Annotated in this window: 21 protein-coding genes and 3 pseudogenes; 10 read left to right on the top strand and 14 right to left on the bottom strand. The window is 69.8% G+C overall.

The window, feature by feature from the left end:
* The first annotated feature begins 562 nt into the window (after positions 1-562).
* The 7 genes and pseudogenes from SCMU_RS19405 (at position 563) to SCMU_RS19375 (ending at position 6,083) form a co-directional block, all read left to right on the top strand.
* On the top strand, positions 563-760 hold the full coding sequence (locus SCMU_RS19405; RefSeq protein ID WP_229230708.1) for a hypothetical protein: 198 nt from the start codon (positions 563-565) through the stop codon (positions 758-760).
* Between the two features lie 82 nt (positions 761-842).
* On the top strand, positions 843-1,277 hold the full coding sequence (locus SCMU_RS19400) for a hypothetical protein (RefSeq protein ID WP_229230707.1): 435 nt from the start codon (positions 843-845) through the stop codon (positions 1,275-1,277).
* Between the two features lie 437 nt (positions 1,278-1,714).
* Positions 1,715-2,308, top strand: coding sequence for a DUF1214 domain-containing protein (locus SCMU_RS19395; protein WP_229230706.1), 594 nt, complete (start codon positions 1,715-1,717; stop codon positions 2,306-2,308).
* Positions 2,309-2,341: 33 nt separating this feature from the next.
* Positions 2,342-3,184 (top strand): annotated as a pseudogene (locus SCMU_RS19390) (IS256 family transposase); the annotation flags it as partial.
* A gap of 237 nt (positions 3,185-3,421) precedes the next feature.
* A complete protein-coding gene (locus tag SCMU_RS19385) occupies positions 3,422-4,735 on the top strand; it encodes an IS110 family RNA-guided transposase (RefSeq protein WP_229230705.1) in 1,314 nt (437 codons plus the stop codon).
* 87 nt (positions 4,736-4,822) lie between these two features.
* Positions 4,823-5,359 (top strand): annotated as a pseudogene (locus SCMU_RS19380) (transposase); the annotation flags it as partial.
* A gap of 124 nt (positions 5,360-5,483) precedes the next feature.
* Positions 5,484-6,083 (top strand): DUF1254 domain-containing protein, encoded by a 600-nt coding sequence (locus SCMU_RS19375; RefSeq protein WP_229230704.1) that lies wholly within the window; start codon positions 5,484-5,486, stop codon positions 6,081-6,083.
* A gap of 126 nt (positions 6,084-6,209) precedes the next feature.
* Here SCMU_RS19375 and SCMU_RS19370 read toward each other — a convergent pair whose 3' ends face one another.
* Both SCMU_RS19370 and SCMU_RS19365 read right to left on the bottom strand, forming a co-directional pair.
* Positions 6,210-6,470 (bottom strand): type II toxin-antitoxin system RelE family toxin, encoded by a 261-nt coding sequence (locus tag SCMU_RS19370; RefSeq protein WP_229230703.1) that lies wholly within the window; start codon positions 6,468-6,470, stop codon positions 6,210-6,212.
* Positions 6,467-6,730 carry a type II toxin-antitoxin system Phd/YefM family antitoxin gene (locus tag SCMU_RS19365; protein WP_229230702.1) on the bottom strand — a complete coding sequence of 88 codons (264 nt, stop codon included), beginning with the start codon at positions 6,728-6,730 and terminating at the stop codon, positions 6,467-6,469. Before SCMU_RS19365 ends, SCMU_RS19370 begins: the two co-directional genes overlap by 4 nt.
* A 124-nt stretch (positions 6,731-6,854) precedes the next feature.
* On the opposite strand from SCMU_RS19365, the gene SCMU_RS19360 reads away from it, so the two are divergent.
* Complete coding sequence (locus tag SCMU_RS19360; RefSeq protein WP_229230701.1) at positions 6,855-7,733, top strand: helix-turn-helix transcriptional regulator; 879 nt, start codon at positions 6,855-6,857, stop codon at positions 7,731-7,733.
* A gap of 36 nt (positions 7,734-7,769) precedes the next feature.
* Here the strand turns inward: SCMU_RS19360 and SCMU_RS19355 are convergent, their stop codons facing one another.
* Positions 7,770-8,627, bottom strand: coding sequence for a sigma-70 family RNA polymerase sigma factor (locus SCMU_RS19355; protein ID WP_274602895.1), 858 nt, complete (start codon positions 8,625-8,627; stop codon positions 7,770-7,772).
* A 43-nt stretch (positions 8,628-8,670) separates the two neighbouring features.
* On the opposite strand from SCMU_RS19355, the gene SCMU_RS19350 reads away from it, so the two are divergent.
* Positions 8,671-9,342, top strand: a complete 672-nt coding sequence (locus SCMU_RS19350; RefSeq protein WP_229230699.1) for a TetR/AcrR family transcriptional regulator — start codon at positions 8,671-8,673, stop codon at positions 9,340-9,342.
* Positions 9,343-9,437: 95 nt separating this feature from the next.
* Here the strand turns inward: SCMU_RS19350 and SCMU_RS19345 are convergent, their stop codons facing one another.
* The 11 genes from SCMU_RS19345 to SCMU_RS19295 form a co-directional block, all read right to left on the bottom strand.
* Complete coding sequence (locus SCMU_RS19345) at positions 9,438-10,169, bottom strand: GAF and ANTAR domain-containing protein (RefSeq protein ID WP_229230698.1); 732 nt, start codon at positions 10,167-10,169, stop codon at positions 9,438-9,440.
* Between the two features lie 65 nt (positions 10,170-10,234).
* Positions 10,235-10,690, bottom strand: a complete 456-nt coding sequence (locus SCMU_RS19340; protein WP_229230697.1) for a VOC family protein — start codon at positions 10,688-10,690, stop codon at positions 10,235-10,237.
* Positions 10,683-11,087: a VOC family protein gene (locus tag SCMU_RS19335; RefSeq protein ID WP_229230696.1), complete on the bottom strand. Its 405-nt coding sequence runs from the start codon at positions 11,085-11,087 to the stop codon at positions 10,683-10,685. Before SCMU_RS19335 ends, SCMU_RS19340 begins: the two co-directional genes overlap by 8 nt.
* A 310-nt stretch (positions 11,088-11,397) precedes the next feature.
* Positions 11,398-12,999 (bottom strand): aldehyde dehydrogenase family protein, encoded by a 1,602-nt coding sequence (locus tag SCMU_RS19330; RefSeq protein ID WP_443020181.1) that lies wholly within the window; start codon positions 12,997-12,999, stop codon positions 11,398-11,400.
* Positions 12,996-13,709: an HD domain-containing protein gene (locus tag SCMU_RS19325; protein ID WP_229230695.1), complete on the bottom strand. Its 714-nt coding sequence runs from the start codon at positions 13,707-13,709 to the stop codon at positions 12,996-12,998. The genes SCMU_RS19330 and SCMU_RS19325 overlap by 4 nt, the downstream gene beginning before the upstream one ends.
* 59 nt (positions 13,710-13,768) lie before the next feature.
* The gene (locus tag SCMU_RS19320) at positions 13,769-15,061 is read right to left on the bottom strand and encodes an NAD(P)/FAD-dependent oxidoreductase (protein WP_229230694.1); all 1,293 of its coding nucleotides are present in this window, start codon (positions 15,059-15,061) and stop codon (positions 13,769-13,771) included.
* Position 15,062: 1 nt separating this feature from the next.
* Positions 15,063-15,386 carry a 2Fe-2S iron-sulfur cluster-binding protein gene (locus tag SCMU_RS19315; RefSeq protein WP_189694476.1) on the bottom strand — a complete coding sequence of 108 codons (324 nt, stop codon included), beginning with the start codon at positions 15,384-15,386 and terminating at the stop codon, positions 15,063-15,065.
* 29 nt (positions 15,387-15,415) lie between these two features.
* Complete coding sequence (locus SCMU_RS19310; protein WP_229230693.1) at positions 15,416-16,183, bottom strand: SDR family NAD(P)-dependent oxidoreductase; 768 nt, start codon at positions 16,181-16,183, stop codon at positions 15,416-15,418.
* On the bottom strand, positions 16,176-18,053 hold the full coding sequence (locus SCMU_RS19305) for a PEP-utilizing enzyme (protein ID WP_229230692.1): 1,878 nt from the start codon (positions 18,051-18,053) through the stop codon (positions 16,176-16,178). The genes SCMU_RS19310 and SCMU_RS19305 overlap by 8 nt, the downstream gene beginning before the upstream one ends.
* Positions 18,054-18,101: 48 nt before the next feature.
* A complete protein-coding gene (locus SCMU_RS19300; RefSeq protein ID WP_443020180.1) occupies positions 18,102-19,229 on the bottom strand; it encodes a PEP/pyruvate-binding domain-containing protein in 1,128 nt (375 codons plus the stop codon).
* A gap of 10 nt (positions 19,230-19,239) precedes the next feature.
* The gene (locus tag SCMU_RS19295; protein ID WP_229230691.1) at positions 19,240-20,583 is read right to left on the bottom strand and encodes a cytochrome P450; all 1,344 of its coding nucleotides are present in this window, start codon (positions 20,581-20,583) and stop codon (positions 19,240-19,242) included.
* 350 nt (positions 20,584-20,933) lie between these two features.
* Between SCMU_RS19295 and SCMU_RS19290 the strand changes: the two are divergent.
* Positions 20,934-21,875, top strand: a pseudogene (locus SCMU_RS19290) (IS256 family transposase); the annotation flags it as partial.

The following is a 21,875-nucleotide window of genomic DNA, read 5'->3' as shown; positions in this document are numbered from 1 at the left end:
TGTAGGGCATAAGGTCCCTATCCGGGTCGAGCGACACGGATTCCTGGAAGGTCCTCTGTGCGAGGTCTGGCCTCGCGGGGCGAGCGCAAGGACGCCTCGGCGTCCTCTCCCGTGCCTGATCCCGCTTTCCGGCGATGGCTCCGCTGGGCCCCGGACCTATCAGGCTCTACCCCCGGATGCGCCGCGGTGATCCATCTCTCCCGCCCGGAGACCACCGCACTCCTCCCGAGCGGCAGCATCGAGGCGAAGGCACGTCCCCGAAGCCGAACTCAGGTCTTTTGGCTCAGTTCAGGGGCGCGCAGGCCGCCCTCCGGATCCCCTGTCGACGCCCGCGCGGCGCCCTGTGTCGGCCGACCCATACGGGACCGCGGTACAGGTCTGCACGCCGCTGCCCAGCAGACCGGCTCTCCGAGACGCCTTCGCCTCCAAGCCTGGTCCAGTGAACCCGACTGTCGAGAACGCCCAAGTGGCCGCCATGCGGGGACCTTCGGCCCTACATCGGCCTCCGCTCGGCCCCCATCCTGATGGCACACCCTCCAGCTGCCGCCGTCAAGGACCGATCATGTCCCTCTCCTCCCCCGAACGACTGGGCGCGCGGCCGCGCAGGCGCAGGCGTCTGTGGGCGCTGGCCGTCCTCGGCCTGGGGGAGTCCCTCCTGCTGACGCTTCCTGTCTTCGGCCTGGCGCTCTTCCCGCTCACCTTGGCCCTGGTGATCGCCTGGCTCCTGTGGCGCAACGAGACCGAGAACGGCCCCAACTGACCAAGGACGAGGCCCCGGCCCCTCGGAGCCGACTGTTCCCTTCCCAAGCAATCCAGCCACCACCCACCTGAAAGGGCCTTCCATGACACAGAAACCTCGACTCATTGCGCGGCTGGTGGCGTTCGTCGCGGCGCTGATGCTGCTGGCAGGCTGCAGCGGATCCAGCACCTCGACGAGCAGCACGCCCACAGCGACCGCCGCCGCCTGCACTGCCGCTGACGCCTATGTCCACGCGCTCACGGACTTCAAGGACAGCCTCACAGCCGGTGCGACCGTGGACCAGGTCCGCGCAGCCGGTGACCAAGTGACCAAGACCTACAATGACCTGAACACGGCGCTCGGCAATGTCACCAAGGCCCGTCTCGACGCTCTCAAGACTGCCGAGGACCGCCTGGACACGGCCGTGAAGGGCCTTTCCGGCGACGCTACCTTGTCCCAGGCACTCGATTCCCTCAAGCAAGAGGCAAAGGACGTCCAGGCCGCACTGAGCGACGTCCTCGCAGACATCAACTGCTAGGCCGGAGAGAAGGCGCGGAAGGAAATCTCTGGGCGCCGGTCAGGGTCCACCGTGGCCACCGGCCGGCCTCCCCACGGCTGGGCCGGGACCTCCCTGTGCGCACCCGAACAGGCCTCCGACCGAGCCTCGGGTCAGTCCCGTGCCGGTTGTCGGTTCGGCCACTCCCGGGCCGCGCTCAGTCAGATCGGCCTTTCGCAGCTGCCAGTAGGAGGAAATTGTCGAGCAGCCTGCTGGAGTGTTGGGCGGCTTGGTCCTATGTATTGGGTATCTGCGTGGCTGAATTAGCCGGGGGTCTTGCCGGTTTGGCGCCGCAGATGCCGCGCGCGACGTGGAAAGGCTGGAGAAAACGATAAGCGTAGTGGGCTAACGCTGTCTGGAAAGGAGCGCGCGCTACTCGGCGCATCGGTTCTCGCGTCGCCCAGTGTGAGGATGGATGCATGACCACGGCAGCGGCCCCGAAGAACCCGCGGCAGAACGTCCTCCGCTTCCTCTGGCGCCGCAGCATCCCGCTCGACATCATCCAGGGCGTGCTCATCGGTTTCGGGCTGTCCCTCCTGCTCGCGTTCGCGCTCATCAGCGTGCAGGCCCAGGCGATGATGACGACGGTGAACGGGTGGAAGACCACGCAGGCATGCGGGGTTCCCGGTAGCTGGCTGGTTGAGGCTGCCTGCGCGGACACCCTGCCCGCTGTGAATGCCCCGCAAGAGGCGGTCTACTGGCAGGCGACCGTCGATGCGAACGGCGCGAAGCTCGACGGCTCCAAGGACTACGTGATCCATTTCCCGGCGGGCGGCCTGCCGCCGGTGAGCGCGTTCTGGTCGATCACGATCGCCGACTCGAACCGGCTCATGGTCGAGAACCCGGCGCACAGGTACAGCGTCAGCGATCGCTCCGGCCTTCAAAAGAACCCGGACGGCTCGATCGATGTCTATCTGCGGCCCACCGCGCCAGCCGGTCACGAGGCGAACTGGCTGCCGACCCCGGGCGGCGGCTTCATGCTCTGGCTCGAGGGTGTCAGATGGTTTGTGTGAGGGCGGTGTCCCTGAGAGAAAGCCGAGACACTGATGAGCATGGTCAGCAAGGAAGAGCGGCAGGAGCGCCGCAGGGCCCAGCGTGAGGGCGTGGAAGCGCTCGAGGCGTCGGGGGCGCTGGATGAGCTGTACTCGATGATCGATGCCGGGCAGGTCCAGCTCGAGGGCAGGGACGGGCTGATCCAGCAGCTGATCAAGGCCGGCCTCGAGCGCGGGATGCAGGCCGAGCTGTCGGACCACCTCGGGTACGAGAAGGGCGACCCGGACGCGGCGCTGTTCCCGAACTCGCGCAACGGCTCGTTCCCGAAGACGGTCGGCACGATCGCCGGGGACGTGGAGCTCGCGGTCCCGCGGGACCGGGACGGGACCTTCACACCGATGCTCGTGCCCAAGGGCGCCCGGCGCCTGTCCGGGCTCGATGACATGATCATCTCCCTGTACGCGGGCGGGATGACGGTGCGCGACATCGAGCATCACCTCGTCTCCACGGTCGGCACCGAGGTCAGCCGCGAGACGATCTCCAAGGTCACCGACGAGGTCCTGGACGAGGTCCTGGCCTGGCAGCGCCGGCCGCTGGAGTCCTTCTACCCGGTCATCTACCTGGACGCGATCGTGGTCAAGGTCCGCGACGGGGCGCACGTGCGCAACAAGGCCGCGCACATCGCGGTCGGGGTGGACATGGACGGGATCAAGCACGTGCTCGGGATCTGGGTCCAGGCCGCCGAGGGCGCGAAGTTCTGGGCCGGGGTCTGCGCCGAGCTGGCCAACCGCGGCGTCCGGGACGTGCTCATCGTCTGCTGCGACGGGCTCACCGGCTTCCCCGAGGCGATCGAGGCGACCTGGCCCGAGTCGCTGGTGCAGACCTCATCTGTCCACAATGGCGGTGGCCGAACCGTTCGGCCAGCCACCTGCGCCGTGGCGGTCAGAACCCTTGCAGACGCGTCGCCCTCGAGGCCCACATGCAGACCCGTTCGGCCGCCGCGGGGCAGAATCGTGAATCAGCCAGCGGGAGATGCGACGCCGGTGCGGCGATCGCCGAGATGAGGTCCTGACGCGAGGCTGCCGCGCATCCCCGGCACAGGTGGGTTCAGTCCGAGAGGAAGGACCTGCGGTATGACAAGTACTGAACTGGCTACCGCTGCCGGGACCCCCGAGGTGTTCGCCGGCGTGGACTGGGGCGGTGCGTTCCACCAGCTCTGCCTCGTCGACTCGACCGGGGCCACGCTGCTGCAGAAGCGCTTCCCGCACACCGTCGAAGGCCTTGCCGGGCTGTGCGCCGCCCTTGCCGCGGTCGCTGGCGTGGTCCGGGTCGCCATCGAACGCGCCGAAGGGCTCCTGGTCGAGCGGCTGCTCGAGCTGGCCGTGGAGGTCTACTGCATCTCCCCGAAGGTCTCCGCCCGGTCCCGGGAGCGCTACCGGATGGCCGCGAAGAAGTCCGACGCGTTCGACGCCTTCGTCCTGGCCGACAGCCTCCGCCACGAACACACCCATTGGCGCCCGATCCGACCCGCGTCCCAGACCCTGATGCGCCTGCGCGCCGTGATCCGCGACCGCGAGCGGCTCGTGTGGCGCCAGCGCGACCTGGAGAACCAGCTCCGGGCGGTGATGGAGTCCTACAACCCTGCGGTCCTGCACCTGTTCTCCAGCCTCGACCGGGACATCTCCCTGCAGTTCATCAGGCGCTACCCACAGCCCGCCCAGGCCGCCCGCGTCGGGGTCAAGCGCATGGACGCCTTCATCACCGCCCACGGCTACTCCGGGCGCACCAGCGCCGAGACCCTCGTGGAACGCCTCCGCCCCCACCTGCTCGCCGCGGGCGAGGGCACCAGCGCCGGCCGGGCGTTCACCGCAGTGCGGATGGCCGAGGAGCTCTCCCTGCTCAACGGGCACCTGCGCGAATACGACACCGAGATCCGGGCACTGCTCGCCGCCCACCCCGACACCCGGATCTTCACCGCCTTCCCCGGCGTCGGCCCCGTCACCGCCGCGACCCTCCTGGCAGGGATGGGCGAGGACCGCGACCGGTACCCCTCCGCGGCGTCGCTGCTGGCCGAGACCGGGCTCGCTCCCGTCACCCGCGCCTCCGGGCGCACCCGCCAGGTCCGCTTCCGCTATGCGGCGAACAAGCGCATGCGCCACGCGATCGACTGGTGGGCCTTCGTCGCCGTCCGCGAGGACCCCCACTTCACCGGCGAGCACTACCGAAGGGCCCGGGCCGCAGGCCAAGGCCACCACCGCGCACTGCGCGGCGTCGCAGCCCGCTGGGTCCGCATCCTCTGGCGCTGCTGGCACGACCGCACCGAATACGACCCGGCCCTGCACCCCCTACGCCGGCAGGCCCTCGAAGCCGCCGACCACGCCCAGGACACCGGCCCCATCCCCCAGCGCACCGCAGAGGAAGACCTGGCACTGCCCGCCGCGAGCTGAGCCCACGCACACCCCCAGCGGACGGGAAGCCCCCGCCCGCCGATCAGCCCTGCCCCCCGCGACCCCCATCCGGACCCCAAGGGGTTGACAGCGGGAGTCTGCGTGGTGCACCTGATCCGGGCCTCGATGCGGTTCGTGGCCTACGGCCAGCGCAAGGCCGTCGCCGCGGCCCTCAAGACGGTCTATCAGGCCCCGAACGAGGCCGCCGCGAAGGCGGCCCTGGAGGAGTTCGCGGCCTCCGAGCTGGGGAAGAAGAACCCCAACACGGTCCGGGCGTTCCAGGACGCCTGGGAGCGGTTCATCCCGTTCCTGGCGTTCCCGCCGATGCTGCGCCGGGTCATCTACACCACCAACGCGATCGAGTCGCTGAACTACCAGCTGCGCAAGGTCATCAAGAACCGCGGCCACTTCCCCTCCGACGACGCGGTCGTGAAGCTGCTCTGGCTCGCGATCTGCAACATCGAGGACAAGCGCGCCCGCGAACGGGCCAAGGAGCGCGGACTGCCTGCAGACCGGCGCAAGGCCGACGGGCGCCTCGTCCAAGGCCAGGTCACCACGAACTGGAAGCAGGCCCTGGCCCAGCTCGCCCTGGCCTACCCTGAACGCATCAACCCCTACCTCTGAACCAAACCGGAGACCGACCACTCACACAAACAACTTGACACGCTCTCTGGCTCCGCGCCTACGAGCCGGGGCCCTCGGTGCTCGACGGGACGTACCACCCGCCGGCGGTCACCGAGGCGCAGTCGTGACCGCGCCAGTCGACGGTGCGGGGCGCCGCCGCATGAAGCCGTGGAAGAAGCATCTGCTGATCTTCCTCGCGACGGTCGCCGTGACGCTCGCCGGCGGCACGACGCTCCTGATCAGGTACGCGCCGCCGCTCGTGCTGAACTCGGCGCACAAGGCTATCTCGGCCGGCCTCGGGAACGGTGCGAACACTCCCGACAACACGCTCTACACGGTCCCGTACCTCGCCTCGCCCGAGACTGCGCACGGGAACAACTGGCTCCTGGGCGGGAACCAGGACGGGCTCTACACGGTCGGCTGGCTCGATCTGTCGAAGGGACCCGAGCTGCTCACGATCCCGGAGATGGGCAGCCGCTACCACAACGTCGAAATCGTCGCACCCGCGACCGGCGTCGTGATCGCGAACCTCAAAGCACCCGGAACGACGTTCATCGCGGCCGCGGGTCACGTGACCGCGGCCCCGCACGGGATGAGCGTCCTCGACGCGCCCGGGAAGCAGGTCCTCGTCATCGGGCGGACGCTCGTGGAGAACAGCGCCGACCTTCCTGCTGCCCTGGCCCTCGCGCAGCAGATCCGAGTGACGCCATACGCAGGTCAGTGACGCGCTCTCCCATGCAGGCCTCCGCTCTCTCGGCCGGGGCGCATCTGCAGCGCACTCTGGCTTAGGTCTTCTGGCACCACCGCTGCGAGGCCCGTCGCCAACTTCAGCCAAGCAGATACCCAATTCCTATGTACTGTAGATCTCCTGCCGGCGCCCTGCGTCGACCACGACGACGAGCAGGACCTCGTCCTGGAAGCGGTAGAGGATGCGGCAGTCGCCGGTGCGGACCCGCCATTCGGGGCGGCCGGTGAGCTTCTTCGCAGCCGGCGGGCGCGGATCGTCGGCGAGCAGGTCGATGGCGGCCTGGATGCGCCGCTTGGCCTCGGGCGGGAGCTTCCTGATCGAGCGGACGGCGGCGGGCAGGACTTCGACCCGGTAGGTGCTCACTCGAGGCCGAGGTCCCGCTTGACGTCCTCCCACGGGATCGGGGTCTCGCCGAGCCGCTCGGTCTGCTCCCAGGCGGTGTCGACGGCGCGGATGTCGGCGAGCTCCTCGGCGTCCTCGAGCAGCTGGCGCAGCTGCTCGGCGTCGACGATGGCCGCGACGGCGTGGTCCCGGCGCGTCAGATACACGGGCTCGTGGGCCCAGTGGGCCTCGTCCACCAGCGCGGAGAGCCGCCCGCGGGCATCGTTGATCGTCCGCTTCACCCATGCCCAGCACCGCCCACAAGCCCGCGGCGCGACGCCAGCAAGAAGGTGAGCGCCCGCCGTCGTGCGCGCGACAGCCCGACAGGCCCATGAATACTAGTACTGGGAGTGCTAGCGTTGAACCGTGGACACAGACGCGGCGGAGCTCCGGCGCAAGGAGCTGGGCGCCTTCCTCCGCGCCCGCCGCGAGCGGGCCGTCCGAGCCGACTATGATCTCCCGCCCGTAGGCCGGGGCACAGGCAGTGGCACGGGCCGCGGCCGCACGGTGGGCCTGCGCCGCGAGGAGGTCGCTTTCCTCTCGGGCGTATCGGTGACGTGGTACACGTGGCTCGAGCAGGGCCGGGACATCAACCCGTCGCGGCAGGTGCTCGACGCCGTCGCCGTCAACCTGCGCCTCAGCGCCCCCGAGCACGACTATGTCCTCGGCCTCAGCGGCTATGCCCCCGCCCCCCGCGAGACCCCGACGGGCCCGGAGCCCGTTCCTGAGCATGTGCAGCACCTTCTCGACGCGCTGGATCCCGCGCCAGCGTTCGCCGTGACGTCAACGTGGGACATCGGGGCCTGGAACCGCGGGTACGAGGCGCTGTTTCCCGGGATTGCGACCGTGCCGGCGCCGGACAGGAACCTTCTGCGGCTCACATTCACTGACCCGTACGTGCGCGGCATGCTGCCCGACTGGGAGGTCACGGTGCGCAGCTTCCTTGCGGACTACCGGGCCGAGGCCGGCTCACATACGGATCGCGCCGCTCATGTTCAGCTCATCACGCGCCTGCGCCGGGATTCGGAAGACTTCGCCCGCGCCTGGGATGACCATGAGGTGCGCCGGTTCGCCTCCCGCGCCCGGACGTTCCTGCATCCGGCGGCGGGGCGGCTCGACTTCGAGCAGCACCAGCTCGTGCCCTCGGATGCCCCCACGCTCCACATCGTCGCGTACCTGCCCGCGCCCGGATCTGACACCGGTGCGCGGATGGCCAAGCTCGTCGCGGACGGGCCGCCCCGCTGACTGGGGACCGGCCGTTGCCCGGCGGCTTCGCAGTGTCTAGGCCGCCAGCTTCCGCCGCATCCGGCTGAGGAGCCCGCGGAGGAGTCGCGAGACCTGCATCTGGCTCACGCCGAGCACCTCGGCGATCTCGCGCTGGCTCATCTCGTCGACGAACCGCATCTTCACGAGGCGGAGGTCCTCGTCGCTGCAGCCGTTCAGGGCCGCGGCCACGAGCTCCCGCTGCTCGACCCGCTCGAAGCCTGCATCGATGATGGGCACCACATGGCCCGCGGAGCCGTCGGAGTCGGGGCCCGCGTCGAGCGAGTCGATCTCGACGCCGTTCATCGCCGCGCTGACGCCCCTCGCCTCCGCGACCTCGTCCTCGGCGGCGCCGGTGGCCTCGCTGAGCTCCGCGACGCTCGGCTCGCGGCCGAGGTCCTGCGTGAGGCGGCCCTGGGCGGCGCGGACACTGAGCCGGAGCTCCTGGAGCCGCCGGGGCGGGCGCACCGTCCACGAGTTGTCGCGCAGGTAGTGCTTGATGGTGCCGGAGATGGTCGGCACCGCATACTGCAGGAATCCGTGCCCGCAGTCCTCGCGGTAGCGCTGCGCGGCCCGGACCAGACCGAGGCGGGCCACCTGCCGGAGGTCCTCCACGTCATGCCCGGGTGCCCGGTGCCGGCGGGCCAGGGCATCAGCCACGCCCAAGTACTCCAAGACGAGATCCGCCGGCTCCGGACGCGGGCCCTCAGACCGCGTGGGCACAGGGTCCTTGGTTGCCGCCCCGCCGGGCAGACTTCTCAGATGCGTCTTCGATTCACTCACAGCGACCTCCTCGTTCCTCGCCGCCGAGGCGGCACTTGATCTTGTTGGCACTAGGTAGACAGACCTGTCTGTCCCGCTGAAAGAGTTATACATGTAGACAGACCCGTCTGTCTACATGCCTGCTAGGATGGTCCGCATGAACGGTCGAGACAACGGCTGGGCAGCTTCGGGCACGGCGCCGTCTGCCCGGGAACGAATCCTCAAGACTGCCTACGAGCTCTTCGCACGGCGAGGGGTCCGGGCTGTCGGCATTGACGAGATCATTGCCCGCTCGGGCGTCGCGAAGGCCACGTTCTACCGCCATTTCCGCTCCAAGGACGCTCTCGTCATTGCCTACATGGACCGGTGGTACGCGACGCGGCACGACGCCATCGAGGATGCGATCGCCCACAGCCATTCCCCCGATGACGCGCTGCTGGCCGCCTTCACGGTCCTCGACGAGTGGTTCCGGCGGGGGGCCGCGGAGGTCAACACGTTCCTCCACGTCATGATCGAGTTCGGCGCCGACCACCCGCTGGGACAGGCGGCGATGGCGCACCTCGTCGCCATCAGGGAGCAGCTCGCGGCACTCGCGGAGGCTGCGGGCCTCAACGACCCCGAGGGGTTCGCCTGGTCGTTCCACATCCTGACCAAGGGCGCCATGGTCGCGTCGATCGAAGGCGACTTCCGGGCCGCCGCCCGCGCGCGGAACCTCGCCCGCGCCCTCATCGAGCTCCACCGGCCCGACCGGCGGGCCGCGCGGCCACCCCAAGAGACCAAGGAGGCCGAGCTGCCGGCGGAGGAGGCGGAGCTGCCGGCGTCGCGCTAACCCTTGCCTCCGCTCCGGCGGGCGGACGACGGCGGCCGGCCACGCGCCGTCGTGCGCCCGCCGGAGCGGGGGCTACTGCAGAAATGGGCGCCGGGTCAGCCGAAGAACGTCGCCGGGTCCGTCTCCCCGTAGCGCGCCAGGACGCCGGCGGCCACGTCGCGCAGCTTCTGGTTCCGGTTCATCGACGCAGACTTGAGCAGGAGGACGGCCTGCTCGGACGAGCAGTTCGACTGGGCCATGATGACACCCGTTGCGAGGTTGATCGTGGTGCGCGAGGCGAGGGCCGCGGTGAGGTCCTCGGCGCGGTCCTGCTCGTGCGCCAGACGCACGGCCAGGTGCATAGACCGCGAGGCGAGGCCGGCGAGCTCCTCGGCCACGGCCCGCAGGTCATCGGAGAAGCCGTCCGGCTCCGTGCTGTAGGAGTTCAGGGCGGCATCGGCCGCGGCAATGGCAGGCAGCGGGATGGGCGCCGCGAAGACCGAGCGCAGGGGTGCGCCCGCCACCGCCTTCCGGTAGCGCGGGTAGCGCGCCGTGGCCCTCAGGTCCGGGACGTAGACGGTGCGACCCGTTGTCACCGACTCCTGGCACGGCCCCTCTCCGCTCGCGTACTGGAGCTCGTCCATCGCCTCGGCCAGCTTGTCGCTGCTGCCCACCGTGGCGCGCCGGCCCCGTCGACCGACGGTCACGCTGCACGAGACCTCACCGACGCCGGACAGCTCGCGCGCCGCGAGCACCGAGAGCCGGGTCAGGAACGTCGCGAGGTCGGGGCTCACGAGGAGCTCGTCGAGGAGCCCATCTTCGCCCCGCTCCCTGATCGTCTTCTCCATGGTGAGGCTGTTACCCGCCGTCTGGGTGGGCCGAAACACCCGGACGGGGCGACGCCGCGCCGTCGTCAGCCGATCCGCTGCGCGAGGGCGACCGTGATCCCGTCCGGGCCGCGCACGTAGGCCATGCGCCAGTAGTCCTCGTACTCGCCGATCCCGCCGACCAGCCCGTACCCGTCCGCGGCGAGCTTGCCGACCACGGCGTCCAGGTCCTCAACCTCGAAGGCCACGCTGCGGAGGCCGAGCTCGTTGGCCATGGCCGTGGGGTTCCCGGGGCGATGATCCGGGTGGGCGAAGCTCGAGAGCTCGAGGCGAGTGCCGTCGTCGGGCGGGCGGAGCATGACGATCTCGCTGCGGGCGCCGGGGATGCCTGTGACGGTGTCGATGAACTCGCCCTCGATCTGTGCGGGGCCGCCCTCGACCTCGCACCCGAGCCCCACGAAGAACTCGGTCGCCTTGTGGAGGTCGGAGACGGTGATGCCGATGTGGTCGAAGCGCTTGATGGCTGGCTTCTCGCTACTCATGCGGGAATCCGCCCTCGGGCCACTGCTGGAGCAGCCAGGAGTTGCCGTCGGGGTCCTCGAACCGGCAGTAGAGGACACCTCCGAGGTCCTGGACCTCGCCGAGCTCGACGCCGCGGCCGCTCAGGTCCGCCACGGCCTGCTCCATGTTCCCGACGACGAGGTGCAGCCCTTTCTGCACGCCGACCGGCATGTCGCTGATCTCGGGGATGTTGCGGCCCAGCAGGATCGCGCAGCCGGAGCCGGGCGGGCAGATCTGCACGATCCGCATGTCGTTCATCTGGACGTGGTCGGTGATCAGCCGCCAGCCGCACTTCTCGACGTAGAAGTCGCGGGCGCGGTCAACGTCGCTGACGGGGATGTGGACGAGTTCGAGCCGCATTTCGACGGTGCTGGTCATGGGGGCCAACGTATCCCGGGGGTCGGGGGCGCCGGAACCCCTGGGACGCCGATCCGCCCCGCGTTCCCGCCCGCCCCACGTTCCCACGCCCGCTCCCGCCCGCCCGCCCCGCTCCCGCCCGCCCGACGCCCGCGGAATGTTGAGTTGAGCAGGGTGGAGGGGGCCCGGACCCTGCTCAACCCACCATTTCGCGCGCCGGGCGCCATAGACATGACCCCTCAGCCGGGATGTGACCCCTCACCGTGGATGGTGAGAGAGAGTGGATGGTGAGAGGGAGTGGACGGTGAGGGGTCACATGCTCGGTGAGGTGCTAGCGGGACTTGCGGTGGATCGACTTGTACGTCAGGTACGCGCCGAGGCCCTCGATCCCGTACTCGGTCCCGAGCCCGGAGTCGTGCCGCCCGCCGAACGGCGCCGAGTGGTTCGACGCGAAGAAGTTGATGCCGATCGAGCCGGTGTCCACCCGGTCCGCGACGGCCAGGGCCGCCTCGGGATCCGCCGAGAACACGAGCCCGCCGAGCCCGAACTCGGTGTTGTTGGCCAGCGCCACGGCCTCGTCGACCCCGCGGCCCGGCCCCGCGTCGTCGTACTTGAGGATCGTCAGGACGGGCCCGAAGATCTCCTCGCGGGCCACGGTCATCGACGGCGTGACGTCCGCGAACACGGTGGGCTTGACGAAGAACCCGTCCTCGAGCCCGCCGCCCAGCTGTGCGGCCTCGCCGCCCGTCGCCGCCTGCGCGCCCTCGGCGTGCCCGGACTCGACGTAGCCCATGACGGTCTCGAACTGCGACTTCGTGGCGCTGGGCCCGAACACGGTGCTCTCGTCGAGGGGGTCGCCCTGCGGCGCCGCCGCGATGACGGAGCGGGCCATCTCGACCACCTCGTCATACCGTGACGCCGGCGCGATGATCCGGGTCGAGATGTAGCACGTCTGACCGGTGTTGCGCATGGAGGACCGAATCAGGACGCGAGACATCGCGTCCAGGTCCGCGTCCGGCAGCACGATCGCGCTGGACTTCCCGCCGAGCTCGAGCGTCACGGGCCGCAGGAGCTCCCCGCACGCGGCGGCGATGCGGCGCCCCACCGGCGTGGACCCCGTGAACGCGACCTTGTCCACGCCCGGGTGCTTCACGAGCATGTCGCCCATCCGCCCCGATCCGGTCACGAGGTTCACGACGCCGGCCGGCACCCCCGCCGCCGCGACCGCGTCGACGATGAACCGGATCGACAGGGGCGTGGGCGAGGCGGGCTTGATCACCACCGTGCACCCCGCGAGCAGCGCGGGCGCGAGCTTGATGACCACGAGGTTGATCGGGAAGTTCCACGGCGCGATGAGCGCGCAGACGCCCACCGGGTCGCGGCGCACCACGGACTCCTGGCCGGGCGCGTAGGGGAACGGCCGCACGTCCTCGCGCTCGAGGTAGTCGGCGAGCGTGGCGAAGTAGCGGAAGATGCCCGCCGCGTTCGCCGCCGCCCCGCGTGTCTCCGTGATCGGCGAGCCGTTCTCGCGCGTGTTCGTCAGTGCGAGGGTCTCGGCGCGCGCCTCGATCTCGTCCGCGATCCGCAGCAGGTACTTCGCGCGCTCGGAGGGCGAGAGGCGGGGCCAGGGGCCGTCGTCGAACGCGCGGCGGGCGGCGGCGACGGCGGCGTCGACGTCCTCCGCCGAGCCGTCCGGGACCGCGCCCCACACCTCGCCCGTCGCGGGGTCGGTCACGGGGTTGCGGCCGGTGCCGCGGGCAGGGGCGTACGCGCCGTCGATGAACATGTCGTCCACGTGCGTGTACGGGAGGTTGAGGGCCGCGCGGCGCGCCTTGGCGTCGAGGCCGGAGGCGGACGACGGCGCCGCCCCGCCTCCCGCGGTCGCGGAACCGGCCGCCCGGGTCGGCAGCGTCTGGTTGGTGTCCGTGCTCATCGCAGCACTCCCGTCTTGAGCAGCGCGTTCGAGCGCGCGAGGTCGGCCGTGGCCATCTGCACGGCCGCGTCGGTGATGAGCTCGGGCACGATCTCCACGCCGAGCCGGTCGGCATAGGTGGCCGGATCCATGCCGAACCACGAGGACGCGAGCGCGATCCCGGCGTGGTCGAAGCGCCAGAGCCGGTCGGCGTCGCGCATGAGGGCGTCCTCGAGCGAGTAGGCGAGCGGGCGGGTGTCGTGCCCGTCGATGATCGCCGTGACCCTCTCGATGAACTCGGCCGAGTAGCCGAGCCCGGGCAGGACCTCCCGGGCCACGATGCAGCCCTGGTTCTCGTGCTCGTAGCGGATGGCGGCCTTGCGCCAGTCGCCGGCGAAGCCCTCGGAGATGATCCGGGACTCGTCCACGCGGGCCCAGCCGGTGTCGTGCAGGAGTGTCGCGACGAGCACGAGCTCGCGGTCCGCGGCCGGGTACGAGTCGCAGAGCCGCTCGGCGAACGCGACCGAGATGGGCAGGTGGATGTCGTTGCCGCGTGCGCGGGTCTCGGGGACCACGGCCTTCCACAGCGGGTCGAGGAAGTCGGCGGCGCTCGGCGTCGCGGTGATGGGCCGCGTGTCCACGGGCCCCTCGGCGGGGATCGGCCGGACGGGGTAGGCCGCGGCGAACGCGTCGGCCCTGGTCTGGTCGAGGGCGAGAGTGTTCTCACTCATGGGGTCCTCCGGTGCAAGGTCTTCGGGGGTGGGTGGCTGCTGCCACTGCCAGGTCTGGGTCAGACGGCCAGGGTCTTGAGCTGGACGTCGGAGGCTGCGGCGGCCACGGCGTCGGCCGGGATGTTCTGCCGCTTCGCGAGCGCGTTCTTGACGGCCATGAAGTCGAGGGGGGCGTTGACGCAGTCGGCGGCGATGATGCGCCCGTCGCGGTAGTACAGGACGGAGAACTTGCCGCGTTCGTCGTCGCGGCGTACCACGGTCTGGTCGAAGCCGATCGAGAGGCCGGCGATCTGGAGCTTGAGGTCGGCCTGGTTCGACCAGAACCACGGGATGCCGGCGTAGTCCTCGCGGCGGCCCATGAGGGAGTACGCGGCGACCTTCGCATGCTCGATCGCGTTGTTCACGCTCTCGAGGCGGATGCGCTCGCCGGCGGGGGAGCCGGGGACGGGGTTGGGCATGTTCGCGCAGTCGCCCACGGCCACTGTGGTGCCGTCCGAGGCAAGCGCGTGCGCGTCCACCACGATCCCGTTGTCCACGGCCAGGCCCATCTGCTCGGCGAGCTCGGTGTTCGGTATGACGCCGATGCCCACGAGCACGATCTGCGCCGGCACCACGCTGCCATCCTCGAGCTCGACGCCGGCCACGGCCTTCCCGCCGTCGCCGGTCGCGCCCGGCACGAACCGTGAGATGCGTGCTTCGAGGCGGATGTCGAGGCCGCGGGCGCGGTGCGCGTCGAGGAAGTACTGCGCGGTCTCCTCGCCCACGGCACGGCCCACGAGCCGCGGCCCGTGCTCGAGCAGCACGACGTTCTTGCCCATCTTCTTCAGGCTGGATGCAGCCTCGAGGCCGATGAACCCGCCGCCCACGACGGCGACGTCGGTCGCCCCGCCCACGATCGCCTTGAGGGCCAGGGCGTCATCGGCGTTGCGGAGGTAGACGACGCCGGCGAGGTCCGCGCCGTCGACCGCCATCTTCCGGGCCCGGGCACCCACGGTGAGCGCGAGGCGCTTGAACGGGAACTCGGCGCCGGACTCGGCGACCGCGACGCCGGAACCATCAGGATTCTTCTCCACGCGCACGATCCGCTGGTCCTTGACGAGCGTGACGTTGTGCTCGTCCCAGTACTCGTTCGAGCGGAAGATGAGCGACTCGTTGCCCACCTCGCCCTGGAGCCACTCCTTCGAGAGGGCCGGGCGCTGGTAGGGGCGGTGGTTCTCCTCGCCGAGGAGCGTGATGGGCTCCTCGAAGCCGAGCGCGCGGAGCGAGATGGCCAGCTGGACGCCGGACTGGCTCGCGCCGATGATCAGCAGGCCCGTCGGGGCGTTCTCTGACCCGTTCTCTGACGCAGTCATGTCACACCTGCGTTTCCGGGGTGGTCACGTACAGGTCCATCCCCTCGGTGAGCTTGAGCTGGCAGGAGAGGCGGGAGTTCTCCTCGCGGTCCACGGCGGTGCCGTAGAGCATCTCGTCCTCCATGGGCTCCATGGGCGGGAGCTCGGAGAGGCAGTCCTCGCGGACGAACACGTGGCACGTGGCGCAGGAGAGCGATCCGCCGCACTCGGCGACGATCCCCGGCACGCCGTTGCGCACGGCGGTCTCCATGACGGAGTCGCCGGGGCGTCCCTCGATGTCCCGGACGGTGCCCTCCGCGTCGGTGTAGTGGACGGTGGTGGTCATGTTCGCTGCTCCTGGTGGGTGCGTGAGGTCTAGATGAACTGCCGGCCGCCGTCGACCACGAGGGTCTGGCCGGTCATGTAGGAACTGTCTGAGCTCGCGAGGAAGAGGGCGGCGCCCACGATGTCCTCGGGCTGGCTGGCCCGCTTGATGGAGCCGCGGTCCACGCCGTAGGTCGCGGCGTTCTCCATGAGTCCGTAGCTGGCCTCGGTGAGCGTGAAGCCGGGGGCGATCGCGTTGACCGTGATGCCGCGCTTGCCGAGCTCCTTGGCCATCACCCGGGTCAGGGCCACGACCCCGCCCTTGGACGCCACGTAGTGGGCCCACTGCTCGGAGCCGGAGTAGATCGTGGCGCTCGAGAGGTTGATGACGCGCCCGCCGTCGCCCAGGTAGGGGCTGGCCGCGCGGGTCACGAGCCAGGGGCCCTTGAGGTTCACGCCCATCACGAGGTCCCACTCGGCCGGGTCGATCTCCTCGAACGGGCTGCGGGTCACCGTCGCGTAGATCGCGGCGTTATTCACGACGACGTCGATGCGGCCTCCGCCGAACTCGGCGGCTTCCGCGGCCATCGCCTCGGTGGACGCGACGTCGGTGACGTCGACCTTGAGGGCCAGCGCCTCGGTGCCCTGGCTGCGCAGGATCTGGGCGGTCTCCTCGGCGCCGGCGGCGTTCACGTCCGCGACGGCCAGCTTGTAGCCGCGGGACGCGAAGCCGAGGGCGAAGGCCCGGCCCAGGCCCCCGGCCGCGCCCGTGATGAGCGCGAGCCGGGGGGACTGGGTTTGGGTGTGGAGCTCAGACATGCGCCGGCTCACCGTGCTCGTGAGAGTGGGCGCCGGGTCCTTCGACAACCGGAGCGTCGAGGATCTCGACCGTGCCCTTCGTCCCGTCGACGCGGAGCCGCTGCCCGGTGACGATCGTCGTCGAGGCAGAGCCCGTGCCGGTGACGGCGGGGAGGCCGTACTCGCGGCACACGATGGCCGCGTGGCTCATCATGCCGCCGATGTCCGTGACGGTCGCGGCGATCTTGCCGAAGATCGGGCCCCAGGACGGCGCCGTGACGGGGGCGACGAGGATGTCGCCCTGCTGGACCTCGGAGAGGTGGTCGGCGTCCATGATGACGCGCGCCGGGCCCTCGACGACGCCGGGGGAGGCCGCCATGCCGCGCAGGCCGCCGCCCTCCACGGCCTCGCCCTCGCCCAGCCACTGCTGGACCTGCTCGGTGGTGATGCCCCAGAGCATGCGGGTGAACGGCTCGGTGATCGAGGCGGGAGGGGTGTTGAGCGCGGGGGCCGGGCGGGCGGTCTTGAGCGCGTCGACGATGGCGCGGCGGCGCTCGATCTCCTCGGGCCAGTAGCTCGGGCCGATCGGCTCGGCGGCGCCCACGCCCCACCAGGTCACGAGGTCGAACAGGGCGTCGCGGACCTCGTTGCGGGAGAGGTAGAGGAGGTCGTCCGGCTGGGTCCAGAAGCCCTCGGCGTGGAACATGCGGGAGAGCTCGCGGATCTTGCGCCAGAACACGCCCATGGTCCAGTGCTCGATGTAGAAGTTGTGGTTCTCCACGTACGGGTAGCACTGGGCGGCAAGGCCCCGCTTGCCGTCGAACGCGGCGAGGTTGTCGCCGTCGAGCAGCTCGCGGTACTCCTCAACAATCCGCTCCTTTTCGGCGATGAGCGCCTCGACCGGGCGGAGGATCTCCTGCCCGGCGTCGAGCCGGGAGATGTAGTCCTTGATGTAGTTGAGCGGGATCTCGGGGTGCTCGTTCCAGTACTTGTCGTGGCCGTAGAAGCCGTTGCCCACGGTGAAGTTGAACCACGGGTCGTGGGCCTCTTCCCACCGGGTGATCCAGTGCTCGCCACCCTCGGAGGCGCGGATTGCGCTCAGGGTCGCGTCGGCGTCGTCCGCGTTCTCGAAGGCGGACTGGATGCCGAGCTCGACGGCGAGGGCGGCGAGGCCCTTGAGCTCGTCGTCGGGGCGGAACAGCTCCATGTCCACGCCCTGCACCATCGTCGCGATGGACTGGTCCGGGATGTTCGGGAAGACCTGCTTGCAGAAGTTGAAGAAGTCCAGGTAGGCGATGTAGCCGAGGTTGAGGAACTCGAAGTGGTACTGCCAGTTCTGGTAGGCGAGCTGGATGAGGCGGTCGTAGTTGTCCATGAGGACCTCGGAGCCGTCCATGGCCTTGCCGGAGTGGATGTCCTCGATCGGCACCACGGCCGGGGGCTTGGCGAAGGTGATCTTCTCCATCTCGTCGATGGTGCCCTTGACCTTGGTGTGCCACTGCTCGAGCAGGCGCGGCCAGTTCTGGAAGTAGTAGCCCACGCGCTCCTCGAAGAGCGGCACGCGGGCCGGGATCTGGTCCTCGGGCACGGGGATGGGGCTCATGTAGAGGTAGCCGAGGTGGATGCGGAACTCGATCCCGTTCGCGTTGGGGATCATGAGGTGGCGGGCGTTGTACTGGCCCAGACACTTGACCGCGAACTCGCCGCCGATCGTCTCGAACGGCTTGAAGACGGTGGGCCAGTGCTGGGAGTCGCAGAACCAGAACTTGGCGTCCTCCTGCTCCTTGAGCTTGTCCTGGAACACGAGGTAGTAGGGGTACAGCTTCTCCCAGCCCTCGGCCCCGGCGGGGACCGGGAGCTCGGAGGGCTTCGGGAAGGACTTCATCGACATTGGTGTGTCCTGTCTTCGTGTTTCTTCGGGGGAGGGGGCGGGGTGGGGCTAGGCGAAGAGCTTGACGGAGTTCCAGCTGAAGCCGGACGACGCCGCGGGGCCGGCCGGGACGGTGGGGGTCGGCTCGGTCTTGGGCTTGGAGGAGTGGACCGTCTCGGGGCGGGCCTGCAGGAGCAGGAGGTTCTCGCCGTCGGGCAGGTCCGCGTCGAGGGCCCACTCGATGTCCTGCGGGCACTTGTAGTGCTTCTCGGCGCGCTTGGCCAGGGTGGCCACTGCGGTGAGCTGCGCGTCGGTGATGCAGCGGCGGGAGCGGCGCTCGGCGTCGACCTCGCGCTCCACGAGGCGGCGCGCGGCGAGGTCCGGGACGAGCTCGGCGTGCTTGTCGCCGAGGTGCTCGGAGACGATCGTGAGGGTCACCTTGTCGAGCTGGATGTTGTCCGGGGTGACCTGGCCGGAGACGACCATCTCGCCGACGCCGTAGCTCGCGTCGATGGTGATCTTGGAGCGGTCGCCGTTCGCGGGGTCCATGGTGATTGCGACGCCGGAGGCCTTCGCGTTGACCATCTTCTGCACCACGACCGCCATGGAGAGGCCCTCGTTGGGGATGTTGTTCTTGAGGCGGTAGATGATGGCGCGGGAGGTGTAGAGGGAGGCCCAGCACTTGCGGATGTGCTCGCCCACCGCGGAGAAGCCCTCGAGCCACAGGTAGGTGTCCTGCTGGCCGGCGAAGGACGCGTCGGGCAGGTCCTCCGCCGTCGCGCTCGAGCGGACCGCGACCGGGACGGGGGTGTCGAAGCGGGACTGGAGGGCGTCGTAGGCGGCGACGGTCTGGGCGCGGGCCTCGGCCGGGATGGGGCGGGACTCGATGTCCGCACGGATGGTGGCGGAGACGGCGTCGACCTCGGCGACGTCGTCCGGGTTGAGGCCGGCCAGGAGCGCGTGGATGTGGTCGGTGATGCCGGCCTCGTGCATGAACGCGTCGAACTGGGCGGTGGTCACCACGAATCCGGGCGGGACGGGCATGCCCGCGGACGTCATGGTGACGAGCGAGGCGCCCTTGCCGCCGAGGTTGGCCAGCGTCGGCTCGGTGCCGCCGTCGAAGAACTGGATGTACTCGGTGTCCTGCATCGCTGGTGTGTCCTGCATTGTCGTGGTCTCCATGGTGGTTGCGCTCATTGGGTCCTGCTCACTCGGTCCAGCTGACCGGCACCGCGATCGGGACGCGGAAGGAGAGGTTCTCGCGGAACTCGATGCTCTCCGGATCGTCCACGGTGAGGTGGGGGAGCTTTGCCGTCATCTCCTCGAGGGCGATCTTGGCCTGGAGCTTGGCGAGCATGTTGCCGAGGCAGTAGTGGATGCCGAAGCCGAACGAGAGGTGCTCGCGGGCGTTGGGGCGGGCGATGTCGAAGAGCTCGGGGTCCTCGAACTTGGACTCGTCGCGGTTGGCGGAGCCCATCACGAGGAGGACGCCGGAGCCCTCGGGGATCTTCACGCCGGCGATCTCGGCGTCCTTCGTGGCCTTGCGGCGCCAGGCGACGATCGAGCCCGAGTAGCGGAGCACCTCGTCGATGGCGCCGGGGATCTTCTTGGGGTCCTCGACGAGCTGGGCCCAGACTGTGGCGTCTGCGGCGAGGAGGCGGACCGCGTTGGAGATGAGCGTCGTCGTGGTCTCGTGGCCCGCGAAGAGGAGGCTGTAGCAGACCGAGGCGATCTCGTGGTCGGAGATCTCGGCGCCATCCTTCTGGGCCTGGACAAGGTCAGCGACGAGGTTGTCGCCGCCCTCGGCGTGGGCCTTGGCGACGAGCGCGAGGCAGGCCTGCCAGTACTCGACGAGGTTGTGGGCGTGCGGGATCTGCTCCTCGTCCGTCATGTCGCCCCACGTCATGGCGGCGCGCGAGTCGGACCAGCGCTTGTAGTCGTCGATGCGGCTGATGTCCTCGCCGATGAGGGTCAGGATGGTGATCGTGGGAACCTCGTAGGCGAGGTCCTTGACGATCTCGCCGTGGTCCGTCCCCTTCGCGATCATCGCGTCGAGGCGGTCGGCGACGTTCTGGCGGATGAAGGGCTCGAGGACCTTGAACCGGCGCGGGGTGAAGGCCTTCTGGACGATGCCGCGGATGCGGGTGTGCTCCGGGGGGATGCGGGCCGAGAGGCCCGAGTAGGCGGTGAAGCCGCCCTCATTCATGATCTGGGTGGCCTGCGGGCCGCGCTTGCGGACGGGGGCCTGGGCGTTCTCAGAGGAGAAGGTCTCCCAGTCGTCGAAGACGGCCTTGATGTCGTCGTAGCGGGTGACCACGAACATGCCGATCCGCTCGTCCCACATGACCGGCTCCTCTGCGCGGAGCGCCGCGTACGCAGGGAAGGGGTTCTTCATCTGGAACGGCTCGTAGCCGTGGTGGGTGGCGCCGTGCGTTGCGGCCGGGGCGGACGACGGCGCGTGGCCAGCTCCAGCGGGCGCCGTACCTGTGTCGGTGCCCGCCTCGGCGCCGAACCCGAACGGGCAGCCGGTTCCCTGAGTCTCCAGTGACATCAGCACTCCTTGATCTGGTGGCCTCCGGCTCGGCGGGGGCCGGGCCTGTGCGTCTGGATCCAGTGTGGTCCTGATCACCGGGGAGTGTGCCGGCTCACCTTCCACTGAGTGGAAGCGGGTTGGACGTTTGGTGCTGAAGACAGATGCTGCCACAGCACGGCTTGCGGTGGTCGCTCGTACGAGGAAACCCGGTTTGCGCCGCGAGTTCCACCGTCGCAAGCGGCGGGGGATGGGAGTAGCGTCCGGCAGAGTGGTGTACGGCTCCCGGTGAGCGTGTCGTCGTAGGACGAGGACGGTCACCGCGTGATCCTTCGAGAAGTCTTCTACCTCGACTCGAAAGGACTGCCGCGATGACCGTCGCACCCAACAGTATCGATCCTGCCCGTTTCCTCGAAGAGCATCTGGCCCAGGCCTCTCCGGACCTGCTGCGGGAGATGATGAGGACGTTCGTCAACGCACTGCTCTCCGCAGACGCCGACGCGGTCTGCGGAGCCTCCTACGGCACCGCCAGCCCGGAGCGCGTGAACCGGCGCAACGGGTACCGGCACCGTGACTTCGACACCCGCGCCGGCACCATCGACGTCGCGATCCCGAAGCTGCGGGCCGGGTCGTACTTCCCGGACTGGCTGCTGGAGCGGCGCCGCCGTGCCGAGGCAGCCCTGACCACCGTGGTGGCCAACTGCTACCTCCTGGGCGTCTCCACGAGGCGGATGGAGAAACTCGTCCAGACCCTCGGGATCACCGGCCTGTCCAAGTCTCAGGTCTCGGAGATGGCCAAGGACCTGGACGCCCAGGTCGAGGCCTTCCGCACCCGGCCCTTGGATGCGGGCCCATACACTTTCGTCGCCGCGGACGCGCTGACCATGCGGGTGCGCGAGGGCGGGCGTGTGGTCAAGGTCGCGGTCCTGGTCGCCACGGGGGTCAACGCCGAGGGCTACCGCGAAGTCCTTGGCCTGCAGGTCAGCTCCGCCGAGGACGGAGCCGGCTGGCTGGGGTTCTTCCGCGACCTCGTCGCCCGGGGCCTGACCGGGGTCAAGCTGGTCACCTCCGACGCCCACGCCGGTCTGGTCGCCGCGACGGGGGCGACGCTGCCCGGCGCCGCCTGGCAGCGCTGCCGCACCCACTACGCCGCCAACCTCATGTCCACCACGCCCAAGAGCTCCTGGCCCTGGGTCAAGACGCTCCTGAGCACCGTCTTCGACCAGCCCGACGCCGAGGCCGTGCACGCCCAGTTCGACCGCGTCCTGGAGACCCTCGAGCACAAGCTCCCCAAGGCCTTCGCCCACCTCGAC

The organism is Sinomonas cyclohexanicum, from assembly GCF_020886775.1.
Classification (GTDB): Bacteria; Actinomycetota; Actinomycetes; order Actinomycetales; family Micrococcaceae; genus Sinomonas; species Sinomonas cyclohexanicum.
Note: the sequence above shows the minus strand (reverse complement) of the source record. Positions and strands in the feature narration are given on the sequence as shown.